General features: G+C 42.5%; 16 protein-coding genes. 13 read left to right on the top strand and 3 right to left on the bottom strand.

Annotated elements, in window-relative coordinates; translation table 11 throughout:
- Positions 1–14 precede the first annotated feature (14 nt).
- The 4 genes from GQY27_RS19425 (at position 15) to GQY27_RS19410 (ending at position 3,824) form a co-directional block, all read left to right on the top strand.
- Complete coding sequence (locus tag GQY27_RS19425) at positions 15–374, top strand: hypothetical protein (protein WP_160036913.1); 360 nt, start codon at positions 15–17, stop codon at positions 372–374.
- Between the two features lie 45 nt (positions 375–419).
- Complete coding sequence (locus GQY27_RS19420; protein WP_328803026.1) at positions 420–1,259, top strand: ArdC family protein; 840 nt, start codon at positions 420–422, stop codon at positions 1,257–1,259.
- Positions 1,260–1,506: 247 nt separating this feature from the next.
- The gene (locus GQY27_RS19415) at positions 1,507–1,911 is read left to right on the top strand and encodes a hypothetical protein (protein WP_160036912.1); all 405 of its coding nucleotides are present in this window, start codon (positions 1,507–1,509) and stop codon (positions 1,909–1,911) included.
- A 509-nt stretch (positions 1,912–2,420) separates the two neighbouring features.
- Positions 2,421–3,824, top strand: coding sequence for a competence protein CoiA (locus GQY27_RS19410; RefSeq protein WP_160036911.1), 1,404 nt, complete (start codon positions 2,421–2,423; stop codon positions 3,822–3,824).
- A gap of 252 nt (positions 3,825–4,076) precedes the next feature.
- On the opposite strand, the gene GQY27_RS19405 is transcribed toward GQY27_RS19410, so the two are convergent.
- Positions 4,077–5,621, bottom strand: a complete 1,545-nt coding sequence (locus GQY27_RS19405; RefSeq protein WP_160036910.1) for an MDR family MFS transporter — start codon at positions 5,619–5,621, stop codon at positions 4,077–4,079.
- On the bottom strand, positions 5,618–6,322 hold the full coding sequence (locus tag GQY27_RS19400) for a hypothetical protein (RefSeq protein WP_160036909.1): 705 nt from the start codon (positions 6,320–6,322) through the stop codon (positions 5,618–5,620). Before GQY27_RS19400 ends, GQY27_RS19405 begins: the two co-directional genes overlap by 4 nt.
- Positions 6,323–6,482: 160 nt before the next feature.
- On the opposite strand from GQY27_RS19400, the gene GQY27_RS19395 reads away from it, so the two are divergent.
- The 5 genes from GQY27_RS19395 (at position 6,483) to GQY27_RS19375 (ending at position 10,876) form a co-directional block, all read left to right on the top strand.
- On the top strand, positions 6,483–7,463 hold the full coding sequence (locus GQY27_RS19395; RefSeq protein ID WP_160036908.1) for a dTDP-glucose 4,6-dehydratase: 981 nt from the start codon (positions 6,483–6,485) through the stop codon (positions 7,461–7,463).
- 17 nt (positions 7,464–7,480) lie between these two features.
- On the top strand, positions 7,481–8,398 hold the full coding sequence (gene rfbA, locus GQY27_RS19390; protein WP_160036907.1) for a glucose-1-phosphate thymidylyltransferase RfbA: 918 nt from the start codon (positions 7,481–7,483) through the stop codon (positions 8,396–8,398).
- Positions 8,395–9,447 carry a dTDP-glucose 4,6-dehydratase gene (rfbB, locus tag GQY27_RS19385; RefSeq protein ID WP_328803025.1) on the top strand — a complete coding sequence of 351 codons (1,053 nt, stop codon included), beginning with the start codon at positions 8,395–8,397 and terminating at the stop codon, positions 9,445–9,447. Before rfbA ends, rfbB begins: the two co-directional genes overlap by 4 nt.
- A 107-nt stretch (positions 9,448–9,554) precedes the next feature.
- Complete coding sequence (locus GQY27_RS19380; RefSeq protein ID WP_160036915.1) at positions 9,555–10,289, top strand: MBL fold metallo-hydrolase; 735 nt, start codon at positions 9,555–9,557, stop codon at positions 10,287–10,289.
- A gap of 5 nt (positions 10,290–10,294) precedes the next feature.
- A complete protein-coding gene (locus GQY27_RS19375) occupies positions 10,295–10,876 on the top strand; it encodes a TetR/AcrR family transcriptional regulator (RefSeq protein ID WP_160036906.1) in 582 nt (193 codons plus the stop codon).
- Between the two features lie 84 nt (positions 10,877–10,960).
- On the opposite strand, the gene GQY27_RS19370 is transcribed toward GQY27_RS19375, so the two are convergent.
- On the bottom strand, positions 10,961–12,301 hold the full coding sequence (locus tag GQY27_RS19370; RefSeq protein WP_160036905.1) for a glycosyltransferase: 1,341 nt from the start codon (positions 12,299–12,301) through the stop codon (positions 10,961–10,963).
- A gap of 241 nt (positions 12,302–12,542) precedes the next feature.
- Between GQY27_RS19370 and GQY27_RS19365 the strand changes: the two genes are divergently transcribed.
- From GQY27_RS19365 to GQY27_RS19350, 4 genes are all read left to right on the top strand, one after another.
- Positions 12,543–13,766 carry an FAD-dependent monooxygenase gene (locus tag GQY27_RS19365; protein WP_160036904.1) on the top strand — a complete coding sequence of 408 codons (1,224 nt, stop codon included), beginning with the start codon at positions 12,543–12,545 and terminating at the stop codon, positions 13,764–13,766.
- A 13-nt stretch (positions 13,767–13,779) separates the two neighbouring features.
- A complete protein-coding gene (locus tag GQY27_RS19360; protein ID WP_160036903.1) occupies positions 13,780–15,012 on the top strand; it encodes an acyltransferase family protein in 1,233 nt (410 codons plus the stop codon).
- Positions 15,013–15,065: 53 nt separating this feature from the next.
- Complete coding sequence (locus GQY27_RS19355) at positions 15,066–15,458, top strand: YrdB family protein (RefSeq protein WP_160036902.1); 393 nt, start codon at positions 15,066–15,068, stop codon at positions 15,456–15,458.
- Positions 15,459–15,587: 129 nt separating this feature from the next.
- Positions 15,588–17,921: a beta-ketoacyl-[acyl-carrier-protein] synthase family protein gene (locus GQY27_RS19350; RefSeq protein ID WP_160036901.1), complete on the top strand. Its 2,334-nt coding sequence runs from the start codon at positions 15,588–15,590 to the stop codon at positions 17,919–17,921.
- Positions 17,922–17,998 lie beyond the last annotated feature (77 nt).

Below are 17,998 nucleotides of genomic sequence, written 5' to 3'. Positions count from 1 at the left end.
CAGGAGGTAATGAAATGAAAACTCATAAACCCAAAATAGTAGCGGCACTTACGGTGTGTCATGGCATTTATAAAAAAGCGGTGTTTGTATTTAACGAACAGCCTGTGAAAATACATTTTCTCACGATGGACGAGTACAGGGAAATGGTGGCTACTCTTTCGCCCGCTAGAGTCCGTGAGTGGGCAGGGATGCTCAGAAAAGTAGATGAAAGAAAGCCGATCTATTACTGCATTTGGACGGTGAGAGTCAATGAATATCACCTGATAACGAACAAGATTCAAGAACTAATGGATGCGGTCATAGACGAGAGTTTCGCAGCTTTTGAAATGGACATTTCTTCGATTGAAGTTCGCGAAGAGCGAGAAGCAAATTAATCCGCTAAGCCGGGTTTCTCCCGGCACAGAAAGGAGACTTTGACAATGGCAATGAAGAAATCGGTATATGAAATTGTGACGGAACGGATTTTAGAACTGCTTGCGGCGGGTGTCGTGCCGTGGCGCAGACCGTGGGTCGTTAGTGGCGCTGTAAACTGGATATCGCAGCGGCCCTACCGGGGCATTAATACACTGCTACTGCCGCCGGGAGAGTACGCCACTTATAAGCAGATTACGGAAGCTGGAGGCAGTGTAAAAGGCGCTAAGTCTCAAATCGTTGTTTTCTGGCGCTGGTTAGAAAAAGAAGATGCGGATACCGGAGAAGCTGAGAAAATACCGATGCTTCGCTATTACCGGGTGTTTGATATAAAGGATTGCAAGGGCATAAAAAGCAAGCGGAAGGAGGTCAGTTTTGACCATGATCCTATTGCTGAAGCGGAAGCGATTGTAGACCGATATGCAGACGCTCCGCCTATCGGCTTAGCGTCAGGACGGGCTTATTATATGCCATCTCCAGACAGGGTCAGTGTTCCGCCTTTACAAGACTACCCAAAAGCAGAGGAGTATTATTCGACCTTATTTCATGAACTCATACACAGCAGTGGGCATCAGAGCCGTTTAAACCGGCCAGGCATCGAGGAATACGCCGCCTTTGGCGATGAAAACTATTCCAAAGAAGAACTTATAGCCGAGATTGGAGCAGCTATGCTTTGCGCGACATGCGGCATTGATAACAGCACCATCGAGAACAGCGCCGCTTATATTCAATCTTGGCACCGAAAGCTTAAAAATGATCCAACATTAATTGTAAAGGCCGCAGGACAAGCCCAAAAGGCGACAGACTATATACTAGGTACGACTTTTGACGAAGCAAATGGTAACTAAAGAAGCAGGGGCTTTGCCCCTGCGAATTGAGTTCGCCAGGGGGATTCCTCCCCCTGGACCCCCTCTTATTTAAATAAAAAGCACTACTTCTTTTCCTTTTCTCGCTTCGCAGCTCTTTCTAGTTCACGATTTATTTTTGCCGTAGCCCACTGAATTAATGTGGGGATCGCAGTGCTAACGAGTTTATCCATAGATCCGAACCCTTATGCTATACTCAATTTTATTAAGATATGGAGGCATAAAAATTATGAGTTACTATCATGTGTCGGAAGAAAATTTAAATAAAGTAGAATCTTTTTTTGTTCGTAGAGTAAAAGAAACCGGTAGTGATCATATCGAAGCGACTGTTGTAGAAATTGCAGAAGGTTCAGAAGTAGCGCTTGCTACAGCACATAAGGCTATTAAAGAGCTTACTGAACAAAAAGTGCTGTCTGTTATAAAACCTAAATCAAGAAGATTTGCTATTACATACATTTACAAAAGAGATATTGAAGAATTTATAACTGAGCAAAGAGAGCAAAGCCAAATAGAATATCTTACTAATTTAGTACAAATTCAAAAGGAAGAAATTAAGATGCTTAGAACAGAACTAAATAAAATTAATGGTGAATGTAATATTATGGCAAATATATTAAAGAAGCATCAAGCTTGATATGGATCATCATATTGAGAAATCAGTATAAGAAAATGTTTAAAAATATTAGTATGAATTCATCTATTTTAATAAAAATGTAATAAAGGAGAATTGTAATTAAGAATCTTGAGGACTATTTCTCCGTCAACTTACGTACGAACTATTCTAGCCTTAAGAGGGCCTCTCCTAATAAGGGAGGTTTTTTGTTTAATTCCATATCTTTATCTACAAGAAGAAGGCTGTGAATTTAATAATACTGGACACTAAATAAAAAGTCATAAATACACAAACGTAAACGCATACGTTTACGTTTGTGCATGCCGTTTAAACTTAATTAAATTAGGTGTTCACGCATTTAAACGTGATCGGTAGTGCTGAAATCGAACTGCAGCAAGTGGCTATGTTGATGGGATACCGAAAATCCAGGTAAAGATGATTTACACGGATTCGGGGATGGAAAAGATGCTGTATAATAAATAAGCTGGCCATTTCAAGTGTATCTAATAAATTTAAAGGAGAAAGGGATTATGTTTGTTGCAGAAACAACGGTTGGTGTGCGGTATTGCTCATTTGAAGAAGAAGAAGCATTCTTGCGAAAAGCTTCTGCAGAACATCGATTGCATTGTCCAGACTGTAAAGGAAAAGTAATCTTTCGGGCGGGGAGCCGGACACCACATTTTGCTCATATGCGTGAGTGTAACAATCCGAATCGCTATACTGAACCTGAATCACTTACGCACCGAACAGGAAAGAGACACCTTTATGAAAGGTTAAAAACACTATATCCATCTTCCGAAGTCCTGTTAGAGTATTATCTAATTGAAACAAAGCAGCGAGCTGATGTCATGGTGATACACGAGAATGGTGAACGATGGGCATTTGAATATCAGTGCTCGAAAATACCAGGATATGTGTGGGAAGACCGTCACCAATTGTATGAAACTATAAATGTAAAAGATTTTTGGATCTTGGATGGAAGTATGATTCGAGAAAATGATCGATATTATCAGATCAACGGCTTGGAAAGTAATATCTTTAAGAAAACAGATTATCTCATTTATTATTCACCCGATCAAACGATGATTACTTTACACTGGGGAGGAAACAACTATGGGACTGAGATAAATCCTAATTTTACTTTCCAAGAAATGCTCGAAAAATGTTTCATTGATTTGTCTGTTCTACCTTGCTTGAGTAGTCTCATGATGATTAAAAAGAATCAGGACTATGAGCGTGCCAAAAATATAAGACGCTTGGAATATGAACGAGAAAAACAAAAATATCAAGAAGAGGATCTTGCTCGTGAAAGACGAAAGACATTTGAAAAAGATAAAACTAAAAAAAGTTTAAATGAAAAATACATAGAAATACGTAATAACCGTATAAATTTAACCCGAAATATGACTACAAATGAGAAACAGCTTTTTAAGCAGTTATGTGAGAAATATCTTATAGAAGAAGAAAACTTTCCTGGGTTTTGCTTATCAGAAGTCGAGTATTCAGATTTGATTCTTACACCGCCAGCACTATGGCAGCTATGGGTCTGCGATTATTTATTCACTGGATACAAGATACGAAAGAAAAAGGGAAAAGATACGACTATTTGGACAGATTACTTAAAGGAGAAGTTCTGTGAGTTAAGGAAACATAATATTTTGCGGGTTAAATCAAGCAGCGAACGACATGAAAACTATATTTTCACCCTGTATGCTTTCCTTACTCTTCTTTGTTCAGTGGGCATCATATCAAGGCTAGGGATAAGCACAGGTAAATTTTACCGGATTAATACAGATGTACTTCCAGTTATTGTGGGTCATGAAGAAAATGTATTTATTCAAATGTACTATGAAGGATTTCAACATGAAAAGATTAATAAAATGATGACTCTTTATAAGGATCACATTAACTACGCCCTTGCTACAAAAAGTTAAGTAGGGATTTTCATGTGGGAGTAGTTTGGTTCCAGAAAATTTTTTACGTGGAGTGGCTACTGTTGAATAAGAAATGATACAAGATAAATAGGGTTACTGAGCCGTAGTATGATATATATACCCACCAAAGTTTAATTAAAAAGCAAGGGCATTTATGCGCCCTTGCTTTTTACTTCACTATAGGGGGAGTAAATCTTCAATGGGACAGTTTAATACATAGGTATGTTCAATTAGCTAAGAAATTTACTGAAGCTAGTCAAGTTGTTGCGTTAGTACCTCTAAAGGTGTTTCTTTCGATACGGTTTCCACTGTGATCAGCTTCTCACTACTCATCATAAATGAAGCGATGACCGCTATAGAGGCAGGTACTAATGTCCAAGCAAAGGTTAGGGTAATGGACGAAGATAGAGGTTGTGTGATTATGTCCAGTACCGAACTTGGTAGTAGCGACCGCTGTGCAGGATCAAGTAATGCATGTGGATCTTTTGGCAGCAATTTTAAGCTACCAGAGCTAGACTCGGAGGAAGCTGCCATCTTACTAATAAAATAATGGTTCTGGACGATACCGAATACCGTAATACCGATGGTCATGCCTAACGCTCGAAGAAATGAGAAGGTTGAGCTTGCAGAGCCGCGTTGATTAATATTAAAAGGGTGGATTGAGGAATTCCCTAATACAGAAAATGAAAATCCAATGCCAAGACCAACAATGCTCAAGTATAACGTTACCATTAAATGTGATGATTGGGGAGTTAAAGTGCTAAGTAAGAATAGACCAGCAGCGAACATTATCATCGAAGGGATCATGATAGCCCGGTAACTCCATTTATTCATTAAGAACCCACCGATGGTAGAAGTTACGACTGTACTAAGCATCATTGGCAGGAGCACCATACCTGAATCCGTTGCCGTACCGCCAAGAACACCTTGTATGTAGATGGGGATATAGATGGAGGAAGTAACAAAGGCAGCTCCTGCGAAGACAGCAATGGCATTGCTGGTTGAGTACAGTCGACTTGCAAACATACGTAAAGTAATGATGGGTTCTGCAGCTCGTTTTTCTACCACGTAAATGAGGATACCCAGCACTACGAATAAAGAACATAAACCAACGATTGGAAGCGAGTTCCAAGCGAACTTCGTACCCCCAAGTTTAAGCACTAACATAAGAGTGACGATTGCACTAACAAGGGTGACAGCACCCCACCAATCAATTTTTTGTTTCGAATGCTCATGTGATTCCTTGTAAAAGTAGACGACGAAAATAAAAGCTACGATCCCCAGTGGTACATTGATGAGAAAGATCCAATGCCAATTGATGTGATCGGTAATGAATGCTCCTAGTAATGGTCCAAAAATGCTCGCAAGACCAAATACGGCACCGAACATCCCCCCAAGCTTACCTCTTCCTTCCACGGGAACTAGATCATACATGATTGTAAAAGCGATTGGAATCAGTGCTCCACCGCCGATCCCCTGGATTGTACGGTATAGAATAAGCTGATCCATCGTTTGTGCCGTAACACAAAGTAATGAGCCAATGATAAAGATCGAGATACCAAAAATAAAGAAGCGCTTACGTCCGTACATATCCGATAGCTTACCGAAAATAGGCATTCCGGCCAATTCTGCAATCATGTATACCGACGAGACCAATACGAATTTATCTAAACCGCCTAGATCCCCTACAATCGTCCCCATAGATGTTGTGACAATCGTAGAATCCATTGCTGCCATTAAAATTCCGAGCATAAGTCCAGTAAAAATAAATTTCATATGAAGCTTACTTACAGTCATCGTTCTCCACCTCGGCTAATGTTTCTGAGGAGACAGACAGCAACCCATAAGCAGCCAGCAGTGAGCAATAACCCATGAGCAACACGTAGCGGCTGTGTAGCGGCAAACTGAGGCAAGTACAACAAAAATCCAACTGCAAGTGGAACTCCGCTCCATTTAGGCAAAACATGCGTTTTCCATATTGCAGTGGCTACCATAATCATACCAACGGCGAGCAATAATAGGCCGATGATAATGATGATGAATCCGGGTCCAAATCGAATCTGATTAGCCAACTCTAACAATTCTACATTCTGTTGCCTTACCGTCTCTTGCCCGATGACATGAAGCCCAAAAACCTCTGCTCCATAAAACGGTAACGTAAGACCAGTTCCTAACCAGCTTAGGACAAGTCCGTAAAAAGCTGTACGCTCGGCGGATGTCTTTCGAAGAGATACATAAACACCGTAGAGGCCAAAGGTTAGCAAAATAAAGGCAAATATTGCTAAAAGATGAGCAATGAGCCATTCGACGGAAGCAAATGCAGCTGCACCCTGCAAAGAAGCTTCATCGGAAAAGGGACGGAGTGCAGGGTAAACCGCAAAAGTAATACCAGCAACCGCTAAAAGCATAGCGGATAATCGACTGCGGGATGAGAATGTCTTTTGAGGCGAATGATCTTGCTGGCGGATATTTTTGTGAAGTATGGATCTGGTAGTCATGGTAAAAAAACTCCCTTTCTATTTCGTGATTAAAAACATCTTAAAACTAATCAGAATAGTTTGTCAAACCGGTATTAGCCTAAAGTTAAAATAATTTTTGTTTACAGACTAATCATATTAGTCTAAAGTCAGTATAGATTAATTAAATGGAGGGGAATCCATGCGTATTCTATTAACGGGTGGCTCGGGTTTTATTGGAAGAAATTTGACATCATACCTGCTGGAGAAGTATCCAGATTACACTATCATTAACTTTTCTCCCCGTAGGACTGGAAGCCGACAGAAGAGTATCGAACCGTTTCTCTCAAGATCAAATTATGTATTTGTTGAAGGATTGGTAGAGAATGAGGAAGCTCTAAACGAAGCATTTGAACTTGGTGTAGATGTCGTCATTAACTTAGCTGGCCAGACTCACGTAGACCGAAGTCTAGAAACGCCTGGCTCAGTCATTAGTGCTAATGTCTTCGGCACACAGAAGGTGCTCGACATGTGCCGAAAGCATGGCGTAAAGCGTCTCGTACAAATTTCCTCAGCCGAGGTCTATGGGCCTGTCCCCAAAGGGAGCAACGTGGACGAATCTGCTGCTTTCGCACCTGTAAGTCCTTATGCGGCTAGTAAGGCCGCATGCGACCTGCTTACACAGTCCTACCACCAAACTTTCGGTATGGATACCATCATTACGCGCTGTACAAACAACTACGGACCATTTCAGAATGTGGATAAGTTGGTCCCCTTGGTTATAACAAATGCTCTGCTCGGGAAGCCAATTACCCTTTACAGTGATGGTATGCAGATGCGTGACTGGTTACATGTAACTGATCACTGTGCTGCTATCGATGCCGTAATCCATCGGGGAATTTCAGGTTCTGTCTATAACATTTCAGGGAAACAGACAGCAACAACTAGGGAGATTATCGAAAAGGTGCTGCAAATATTAGGCCGGTCTTGGTCTCTAGTGAAGAGCATCCCTGACCGGCCAGGTAACTTCGATAGATATGCACTCAGTATCGAGAAACTTACAACTGATACGGGTTGGGAGCCGACATATCTACTTGAAAACGGAATTATTGAAACAACAAATTGGTATCAGCAGCATAGCGATTGGTGGATGAAGCATAACGAAGTGGCAATAGTCCATTAAACAAGGAGGTGTTTTTTGTGAAAGGGATTATACTAGCAGGGGGTTCGGGAACTAGGCTCTATCCGCTTACGCTTTCTGTTACTAAGCACTTGCTGCCGATCTATGACAAGCCGATGATCTATTATCCCCTCTCTGTACTTATGCTTTCAGGCATTCGTGAAATTTTGATCATCGGAACATCGAAGGATACCCCGCGTTATCAAAGCCTGTTCGGAGATGGAAGCGAGATTGGCCTCTCTATCTCTTATGCTGTACAGGAACGTCCGGGTGGCTTAGCAGAGGCTTTCATTATAGGTGAATCGTTCATTGGCAACGATAATGTCGCACTAATCCTAGGCGATAATATTTTCTTTGGACAAGGATTCACGTCTATTTTACGTGAATCCATAACTAACCAAGTTGGTGCCACTGTATTTGGTTACCAAGTGAAGGATCCATCCCGCTTTGGCGTAATTGAATTTGATGAGAATCATCGTGCATTGTCAATTGAAGAGAAACCGAAGACTCCTAAATCCAATTATGCAGTCACAGGCCTCTATTTTTTTGATAATGATGTTATTGAAATTGCCAAGTCCATTCAGCCATCTGCGCGAGGTGAGCTTGAAATTACTGATTTGAACAATGTGTATTTGTCGCGCGGTATGCTCAATGTACAATTGCTAGGTCGCGGACTAGCCTGGCTAGACGCTGGAACCCACGATTCTTTGATGAGAGCTTCCCAGTTCATTGAGACATTGGAGAAGCAGCAGGGCTTCAAGATTGCATGCTTGGAGGAAATTGCGTACTATTTGAATTATATAGATCAGGAGCAGCTTCTTCGGATTGCTAATCGTCTGAAGAATGAATACGGACAGTACTTAATTGATATTTCTGATAAAAATCATTGGTATTCACCTAATGCTCCTTCACATAAATTGGAGGTGCATCTAGTTTGATAAATGAAGAAGCGAGCAGTATGACTACCTTGCTTGTTACTGGTGGCTCGGGATTTATTGGATCGAATTTCATTTTACACATGTTATCGACTCGACCAGACTACAGAATTGTTAATCTAGACAAGTTAACCTACGCTACCTCACCAGAATTTGATCAGGAAACAGCTATATTTCCACATTATTCGTTCGTACACGGTTCAATTGAGAATCAAGAGCTTGTGGACTTTATTTTCAAAAAGTATGACATTAGAGGTGTCATTCATTTTGCAGCAGAGTCCCATGTTGACAATTCTATTGAGAATCCAGGAGTTTTCGTGCAGACAAATATTGTAGGTACTTTTACACTGTTAAACGCTGCTCTGCGCTATTGGATGGATGGGCCGGGGAAGGTAAAAGAGAGCTACGAATCCTGTCGTTTTCATCATATCTCAACTGATGAGGTATATGGTACTTTGGAGAATGAGGGGAAGTTTACGGAAGAGAGCAATTATGCTCCTAATAGCCCTTACAGCGCAAGCAAGGCGAGTTCCGATCTCATTGTTCGCAGTTTTCAACGAACCTACGGGTTAAATGTTGTCATAACAAACTGCTCTAACAACTACGGACCAAGACAGCACAAGGAAAAGCTGATCCCTACCATCATCCTTTCGGCGCTACAGCATAAACCGATCCCGATTTACGGTACTGGACGTAACGTTAGAGATTGGCTTCACGTTCAAGATCACGTAGAGGCAATCCAGCTTGTGTTTCATAATGGGACAGTAGGAGAGACTTATAACATTGGCTCGGATAATGAGTGGACTAATTTGGAGCTTGCTCAAGAGATTTGTACTATTCTTGATGAACAAGAACCACTACAATCGAAAGAATCAGGACTATCGAGCTATAGCGAGCTGATCCAGTTTGTTGAAGACCGACCTGGACACGACTGGCGTTATGCCATTGACAACTCTAAGATACACACAGAGCTTGGTTGGCAGGCACATATTCCTTTCCGTGTAGGTCTAAAACAAACGATAGATTGGTATCGAACAAAGCTTTTTTCTTAATATGATTTATAAAATGTTTAGTTAAAGGGTATAAAGACCAATTGATTTAACTATTTGTATTAGTTATTATGTTAATTTAATGTTAAATTTGTGCGGGGGTGGACAGAATCAGGGTTACCAAGCTCCAAACAGTTTATCAAATGTCTTTTCTTCCTAAGATTTTTCCTGTGAACTGTTACTTTGTTGAAGAGAATGACGATTTGACACTCATCGATGCTGGAATGCCATTTAGTTTCAAAGGTATTGTGCATATGGCGGCCAAAATTGGCAAGCCGATCCGTCGTATTGTACTGACTCATGCGCATGAAGATCACGTGGGAGCGTTAGATGCACTCAGGAAGGAATTTCCTGATGTCATCGTGTATATTTCCGGTAGGGATGCTCCTTTACTAGGCGGCGATACATCCCTGCTTCCAACAGAGCCAAACGTACCGATTCGTGGCAGTGTACCCAGGAAGGTAACAACTAAAGCTGATGTGTTTCTTCGTGATGGAGATCGTATCAAATCACTGCTTGCTGTAGATGCACCCGGACATACCCCAGGCTCGATGGCATTTCTCGACACTCGTAATAACATACTTATCGCTGGCGATGCGTTTCAGACTCGTGGCGGTGTCGCCGTATCCGGCAAGCTGAAGCCTTGGTTCCCCTTTCCTGCAATGGCCACCTGGCATAAACCAACTGCACTGGAGAGCGCTAAGAAGCTATGCGATCTTCGGCCGTCTGTGCTTGCTGTCGGTCACGGTATTATGCTTGAAAACCCGTTGGCTGCAATGATAAAAGCTATCAACGAGTGGGAGGTAGGCCCGAATCTTGGGCAACCCCATACAACGAAGGAGTAACGACTATGGCACCAAGAAACGGTATTAATTTACACAAAATTTTACTAGCAGCTACAGAAATTATCGATACGAATGGGCTGGAAGAGTTAACACTGGCCTCACTAGCTCAGAAGTTGGATATTCGTTCCCCGTCCCTATATAATCATTTTGATGGTTTACATGATATTCGTAGGCTACTCTCTATATACGGCTTGGAGCAGCTTCTGTCCGCTCTTATGCGTGCGGCGGTTGGTCGTTCTGGTGATGAAGCAATCCGCGAGATGGCTAAAGCCTATATAAGTTTCGCTCGCGCACATCCCGGATTGTACGAAGTTACGCTCATAGCCCCAGCATATAACGATGATGACTTACACAAGGTAGGTCAAGAGATCGTTGACCTGGTAACGCAGGTGCTTGAAGCTTACCAAATGGAAAAATCCGATACAATTCATATTGCTCGGGCTCTACGTAGCCATCTGCATGGCTTTGCTTCTCTGGAGCAGAGGGGCGGATTTGGAATGCCGATTGATCTTGACGAAAGCTTTATGCACATGATCGATACGTTTCTAGCCGGTCTCCATATCCGGTATCCCCAAAGAAGCGAATAATTTAGTTTATTAATGCAAATAAAAAAACCCGTCTTCTCCAACAAGAGAAAGTGCGGGTTTTTTGTATGGTGAAGTGCAGGAAGGTCAGGCTATGTCTACTGTTTCTTTCTCTTCCAAGTCGATTGTTGTTACTTCGTTTTTGATGTTGGCCATCTCTTCTAGGCATTGTAGAGAGAGCGTATATGAATCATAGCCTCTCATCTCTTGCTGCAACTGAGTAGCCCTCGATTTATAGCCAGGGTTATTGAACAATTGATCGATCGCCTTACTCACATCCGCTGCAGTAACTTGCTTTGAGCGAAGACTAATGCCTACACCCGACCAATCTACTCGCGCACTTACCTCGCTCTTATCCTCGGATTTACCCCACACAATGAGCGGTACTCCGTTTTGAATTGCATAATGGACACCCCCATATCCAGCATTAGTTATCATTGCATCTAAGTGGGGCATCAATAGAGAATAAGGGATGAATTTCTCAACGCGGACATTTTTAGGTAGGTTGGTAGGAAGATTTGTTGCTTCTCTGTTGCCGGTAGTTGCCACAACAAGCACATCCTTGTCCGCTAAGGCCTCGATTGCTGGAATCATGAGTTGACTGAAGTTTTCATTTGCCAGTGTCCCCTGAGTAACAAGTACTACACGTTTTGCAGTTTCAAGCTCTCCCCACCACGATGGAAGCGTAAAGTCTGCGGCAGGCGTTGTTAAATTGAATGGTCCTACAAAGCGTACATTGGAGGGAAGATTACGATTTGGATACTCAAAGGATGTGCTTGTCCCTTGAAGATACACATCTGAGTAGTAGACAGCTGCATCAAATACCCAATAGTCTAGCTTGGGAAGCCCCATCCGCTGCAGGGTGCTGTTGAAGTGTTGTTGTTCCTTTCGAAATACAACCTTTTGTACTAGGAAATTAAGCATCCTATTACGAATTCGTCCTAGAGGAGAATCGATTGGTTTGATCCCTAGACCGAAAGGCGCTATATCTGAGCTAGTAACGGATAACGGGAGCATACCGATGCATACAACTTTGATAGGATTACCACGAAGACGCAAAGGTATTATCCCTGTATATGTAGGGCATGTCACCAGTACATCCGGCTGAAACTCTTCTAGAATCTTATTAACGTCTTTATCAAACCCCTCCATTGTTCCGCCAATGATATTGCGAACACCCCATTTGAATTGTTTAAGTCCCTTTAACTTCATGTATTTCGGAAAATGCTCATTCAGTGTGGATCCAGTGAAATTTCTGAGACTAGTGAATGGGATAAAAGAAGCGCCTGTTTTTAGGATCTTCTCCTTAAAGGGCGTGCTGGAGTACCACGTAACTTCATGACCTCGATCCACCAACATTTTTACCAAAGGGATAGTAGGATTGACATGCCCATCTGAAGGCCATACCGCAATTAGAAAACGCGCCATTATTATTTCCTCCTATTAAAAATATAAAATCTATAATGTAAAACTAAGCTGGAGGCGTAATGAGATACATTTATCCTTCCGACTTAAGTTAAAACACTAACCTTGATAATTTATTATAATCAAAATGTATTGACAAGCTAATGCAATTAGTTTATTTTCTATTAGTAGTAGCTTATCATGCATACATAAATCTAGTCAATGCATAGAAGAAGCGAAAAAACTAATCAATAGGAGGTTTCGAATGAGTCAGATCAACGTGGATGTATGTATTGTTGGAGGTGGACCGGCTGGGGCAATGCTAGGTTTGTTGCTCGCACAAAATAGCAAGCTTGAAGTAATGGTGCTTGAACAGCATCAAGCTTTTCAACGGGAATTTCGTGGAGAGTCCATATCCCAGGGCACGGTTGCAATTATGGAGAAAATGGGGATTCTCGATAAACTTAAGGAGCATGGTTTCTTGCAACTCGAAGGTTTAGCAATGTATGACAAGGGAGAGAAAATATTCTCAGTTAATTTCCATGATTTTGCGGCTGAGCATAAGTTCACTATCGATATACCTCAACCTGTACTGATTGGAGCTATCTTAGAGAAGGCACAGGAGTTTCCTAACTTCCGGTTGCAGCTTGGAGCTTCTTGTATAGAGTTGACCGAGCAGGATGATCAAATTACAGGCGTTGTATATCGTGAAAAATCAGGTGAAAAGTTTTCCGTATCATCTTCAGTCGTTGTGGATGCTAGTGGACGATATTCAAAAATTCGTTCAAAAGCGGGGCTACAAGCTAAAATTGAGGATTTTAAAAGAGATGCGGTCTGGTTTCGTTTGCCACGTCCAAGTAACTGGGAGCTAACGACTCGAATCAAGGTCGATGGTCGTCATCACCTCATTATTTTGCCAACTTATCCGGATACGCTGCGAATTGGCATGAATATAGCCAAGGGTGAATATAAAGAGCTTCGTAAAAAACCGATTGAAACATTCCATGATCACGTATGCAAGCTGGAGCCTGAGTTGGAAGGTATCGTCCAAGAAAATATTCGAAGCTGGAGTGATACGGTGTTGCTTGATATCTTCACGGCTGAGGTTCCGCAGTGGTCCCGTGATGGTTTGGTCTTAATTGGAGACTCCGCCCATACTGTATCTCCTATTCTAGGCCAGGGCGTAAATCTAGCAATGCAGGATGCATACGTATTGGCCCCTGTCATTCAAAACTATCTAGAGGTTCAACCACAAACAGTCATTCCTCAACACGTATTTGATCAGTACGAAAGCAATCGTAAAGAACTCATTAGCTTTGTTCAGAACTTTCAGGCAGATCAGGAGAGGGATTTGATGGCAGAAACAGAAGAGGGAATGGAAAATCGACGTATAAAGATGTCCACGCTTAATCAATCGCCGATGAAGATAGAACTTGCTACAAAGATGGCTTATGGCATATTCATGGAACACGCCGTGAATGCTGGTTAGGGGACTATGACTCATGAAAAGTAGATCATCTACCCTTCATCTAGGAGGGGCTGATGGAATTAGAGCCATTGCTTGTCTATTGGTAATAACTCATCACCTGTCACAGTTCGCATCAACAGAGGGGAAACTACCGTGGTTACAGTCACTACATGCCTTTATGCTTACTGGCAATGCTGGAGTTAGCGTGTTTTTCGTACTGAGCGGATACCTTCTAGCTATTCCGTTCTGGAGAAGTTACCTCAATGGTAATCCCTTCCCGGACATGAAGCATTATGGATTTCGGCGAGCAGTACGAATAGTACCTGGATACTACGTTGCCATTCTCGTTTCTACTATGCTTACCGTCCTATTTAACATCCCTACAGAGAACTTTTGGCTTCGTCTGAGTGCAGCTATTACTTTTACTTCGGGTTTTCACTACAGTACACTGTTTCCGAACGAGGTAAACGGTCCATTATGGTCCATTAGCTTTGAAGTTTTCTGCTATCTGCTTATGCCTGTTTTTATGTATGCTTTGTATCGATTCTTTGGAAAGAATCAAACTTTTACAAAAGGACTTTTGTTTTGGATCGGAACACTCGGAATCATCCTGATACTTAATCAATTTGTACATATGTTCTTTTCAACTGACAGTGTCAAGAAAGGTTGGGATTACGGATGGACCGGAGGCGCGAAGTACTGGATGCCAAACTACAATCCGATCGGATTCTTTGCGCATTTCACGTTGGGTATTATTGCTGCAGGGGTGGCAGTGAAGCTAAACCAGCGTCCAGATAAACACAAAAACACAGCAACTTTCAGTTGGATCAGCCTAGGAAGTCTAGCCTCCTCATTCGTTTTGCTATGGCTTGCCCGCAATGTACCCGAATTTAGCATGAGTTTGCAGCAACAGCCATTTTATTTTCCACTATATCCGCTACTCATTGCAATCAGTTTGTGTACTGCTTCTCGTTCAGGCCTCGCAGCTAAGCTACTGGACAATCCCTTTTTCAAATTTACTGCAAAGATATCGTTCAGTTTGTACATCTGGCACTTCGTCGTAATCGGAGTTTCCTCTGTAACCTGGGCTCAAGATTTTATGGGGACGGAGAACCTAAGCCGTTGGGCAGGGGTATCCTTAGTGTTACTCCTCGTATCTTATCTCGTTGCAACGTTGTCTTACTATTTTGTTGAAAAACCTGTGCTTACCTGGTCAACTCGTGAGCGGAGTTCAATCAGGCTGGTACCTAAATCTGTCGTCAAATAATGTAAATATAATACAGTTGTTCCTGTAATAAGCAGATGGTGTGGTAGATGCACATGCTAAGTACCAACAGAGAACAGCCTGGAGGTGCAATGCATATGTATCTGATGATGACTTGGATCAACTTGACGTTAAGAGGACTGATGGAACTCGGAATTGTTATTGCCTTTGCTCAATGGGGCTATCATATGGGCAAAACTACAGGATTTAGCGTGTTGCTAAGCATCACAGCACCACTGGTTATGTTTTCAATTTGGTCTCTATTCGATTTTAGGAACGTCGTTTCGACACCAGAACCTTTTCGCCTAGTACAGGAAATGTTTATCTCCCTACTTGCAGCTGTTGCATGGTACATTTCTGGACATCGTATGCTTGGTTTGGCATTGGCCATAATCTCGATCATTCATCACATTATGGTATATGCACTTGGATACAAATTACTTCAATAACGTCAAAAAGATAAGAAAATTTACATTAATTCAAAATCATATCACAACAAACATTTATGCTTATTAGTAATTTTTTTACGCCGTCATGATACGAACTTGTAAAAATATGACGATTGAAGGAGGACGCTGATGAGGAAGCATAGGGTTGTCATATCAGGAGTTGGAATCTTCTGCTCAATTGGAGCAGACAAGCATCAGGTCCTATCTAGCATGAAGAAGAATGAAACAGGGATTGGACCCATGACTCGATTCAGTACAGATAAGTTTTTGAGCAAGATTGGTGCGGAAGTTAAGGACTATTGTCCTGATAACTATTTCTCCAAAGAGGAGAAGCGGAAATACGATTACTGCAGTCAATTTGGCATAATCGCCGCCAAAGAAGCATTGGATGAGAGCGGGATTACGGTCAACGCCGAGAACTCTACCCGGATTGGTGTAGCTTTTGGAACTTGCAACGGGGGAATCAATTTCCTAGAGGAGCAGGGTACCGTAACCGAGCTGGACATTGAGCGTACCGCTCGGTATCCATTCTTTCAGCAAGGTGACAGCATGGCCTCCTTCTTTGGTTTGCAGGGTCCAGTTAATACGCTCAATACAGCGTGTGCTGCAAGTGGTAATGCGATCGGATATGCGTTTGACATGATCCAGAGCGGCTACGCTGATCTAATGCTTGCAGGTGGTTCGGATTCTATGTCTTCTTCAGTCTATGCAGGATTCAATGTACTTCAAGCACTGAATACGGAACCGTGTTCTCCTTATAACAATCGATTTGGATTAAGTCTAGGTGAAGGTGCGGCTTTTGTTGTTCTTGAAACATTAGAGAGCGCACAAGCACGTAATGCACACATTTATGCCGAAATTTGCGGTTATGGACTTAGTAGCGATGCTTATCATGAAACTGCTCCTGAGCCGGAAGGACGAGGCATTCAGATTGCTGTCGAATATGCGCTCAGCAATGCAAATGTGGCGAAGAATGAAATTCAGTACATCAACACGCACGGTACAGGGACAAAGGCGAACGATCCCGCAGAATTATATGGGCTGCGTCAGTTGTTCGGAGAGGAAGGATTTCGGAACATTCTATTCAGTTCTAGTAAAGCTTACTTCGGACATAATTTAGGTGCTGCTGCTTCGATTGAGTATGTCACGACGCTGCTTGCATTACAGGAGGGTTTACTGCCTGCAACAATCCATTTTGAAACAGCACGAGAGGGCATTGACCCGTCGAACCTTATCATTAACGAGATGAGAAAAAGCCATGTAGAATATTTTCTGTGCAATAACTCAGCGTTTGGGGGCCACAATTGCTCCATCGTTTCTTACAACTGGGCTATAGGTGCGCGTCAAGTGGAGAAAACTGTCGAATCCGAACGCTGTCGTGTTGCTATAGTTGGCCAAGGCACTGTTTCCCGTATGGGCCACCGCTCTGGTAGCATTCTGTCGTGGCTGCTGGACGACCAACAAGTGACAGAAAATACTTTCTCCTTGAAGGAGTATGACAAGGATCTGTACGAACGCCGAATGAATCGGTTGTCTCAATACAGTATAGGAGCAGCTCATCTAGCTTTGTTAGATGCGAAAATCTCGATCAGTCAAAACGATCATGAGATTGGTTTATTCTACGGTACATCTCGTGGAAGCCTGGATAGCGCCCATAAATATTTGTCAGCTATCTTTGAAAAGGGTCTCGACAATGCGAGTGGTGTGTATTTTCCGGATATGGTGCTCAACTCGACCGCAGGGAAAATTGCTAAGAAGCTCGGCTTAAAGGGCTACGGAACTTCGATGAGCACGGGTGGAAATGATGGGTTGGTAAGTGCTTTGTATGGCTATGAAGTCATCAGCGCAGGCATCCAGAAGTACGGCTTAATTGGAGCAGGAGATGAGCTCTCCTCGTTCTCATCCCAGGTGGATCGGGCGCTTGGCCTAAGTGATATTCCTTACGAAATGGGGGAAGGAAGTGCTTTCCTCGTCCTAATGGATCTAGAGCAGGCTAAGCAAGAAGGAAGAGAGGTCTATGCGGAGCTTAAAGGATTTGGAGTTGCCTTCCGCGGAAATACAACGGATGAAGAAGGAACTACTCTTAAACGAGCTGTGGAAATGGCATTGCAGCGTTCTGGTTTAACGGCATCCTCCATCGATTTCGTACTCTATAACAGCACAACCATACCAGGTGAACCATCACCCGATAACCAAGCGTTGACAGAAATGTTTTCGGACGAAGCTGTGCCAATAATCTGCCTGAATGATAGCTTCGGTTACTGTGAATCTACCGGATCGCTGTTACATCTGACTGCAGCAGTTGATGTACTGCGTTCCGAAAAAATGGTGCCTGTGTACGGTAATGAGGTAGCAAGTACCTCGTGGATCAATGAAATTAAGCCACAAAATGGATGTGGACTTGTTATCGGGTCCTCAGTTAATGGAAACTACACGGCAGCTGTCGTGAGTCAATGCGAATAAGTTTAACCTGAGCATGGTTCTAAGGAATGATCTCATAGGGATCGTTATTGAACATATATAAATCATATAACTGGAGG

This window comes from Paenibacillus sp. An7, assembly GCF_009870785.1.
Classification (GTDB): Bacteria; Bacillota; Bacilli; order Paenibacillales; family Paenibacillaceae; genus Paenibacillus.
Note: the sequence above shows the minus strand (reverse complement) of the source record. Positions and strands in the feature narration are given on the sequence as shown.

Bases quoted from the DNA above. Each gene is read 5' to 3' on its own strand.
- GQY27_RS19425 (WP_160036913.1), top strand. From the start codon at position 15: ATGAAAACTCATAAACCCAAAATAGTAGCGGCACTTACGGTGTGTCAT.
- GQY27_RS19420 (WP_328803026.1), top strand. From the start codon at position 420: ATGGCAATGAAGAAATCGGTATATGAAATTGTGACGGAACGGATTTTA.
- GQY27_RS19415 (WP_160036912.1), top strand. From the start codon at position 1,507: ATGAGTTACTATCATGTGTCGGAAGAAAATTTAAATAAAGTAGAATCT.
- GQY27_RS19410 (WP_160036911.1), top strand. From the start codon at position 2,421: ATGTTTGTTGCAGAAACAACGGTTGGTGTGCGGTATTGCTCATTTGAA.
- GQY27_RS19405 (WP_160036910.1), bottom strand. From the start codon at position 5,621: ATGACTGTAAGTAAGCTTCATATGAAATTTATTTTTACTGGACTTATG.
- GQY27_RS19400 (WP_160036909.1), bottom strand. From the start codon at position 6,322: ATGACTACCAGATCCATACTTCACAAAAATATCCGCCAGCAAGATCAT.
- GQY27_RS19395 (WP_160036908.1), top strand. From the start codon at position 6,483: ATGCGTATTCTATTAACGGGTGGCTCGGGTTTTATTGGAAGAAATTTG.
- GQY27_RS19375 (WP_160036906.1), top strand. From the start codon at position 10,295: ATGGCACCAAGAAACGGTATTAATTTACACAAAATTTTACTAGCAGCT.
- GQY27_RS19370 (WP_160036905.1), bottom strand. From the start codon at position 12,301: ATGGCGCGTTTTCTAATTGCGGTATGGCCTTCAGATGGGCATGTCAAT.
- GQY27_RS19365 (WP_160036904.1), top strand. From the start codon at position 12,543: ATGAGTCAGATCAACGTGGATGTATGTATTGTTGGAGGTGGACCGGCT.
- GQY27_RS19360 (WP_160036903.1), top strand. From the start codon at position 13,780: ATGAAAAGTAGATCATCTACCCTTCATCTAGGAGGGGCTGATGGAATT.
- GQY27_RS19355 (WP_160036902.1), top strand. From the start codon at position 15,066: ATGCTAAGTACCAACAGAGAACAGCCTGGAGGTGCAATGCATATGTAT.
- GQY27_RS19350 (WP_160036901.1), top strand. From the start codon at position 15,588: ATGAGGAAGCATAGGGTTGTCATATCAGGAGTTGGAATCTTCTGCTCA.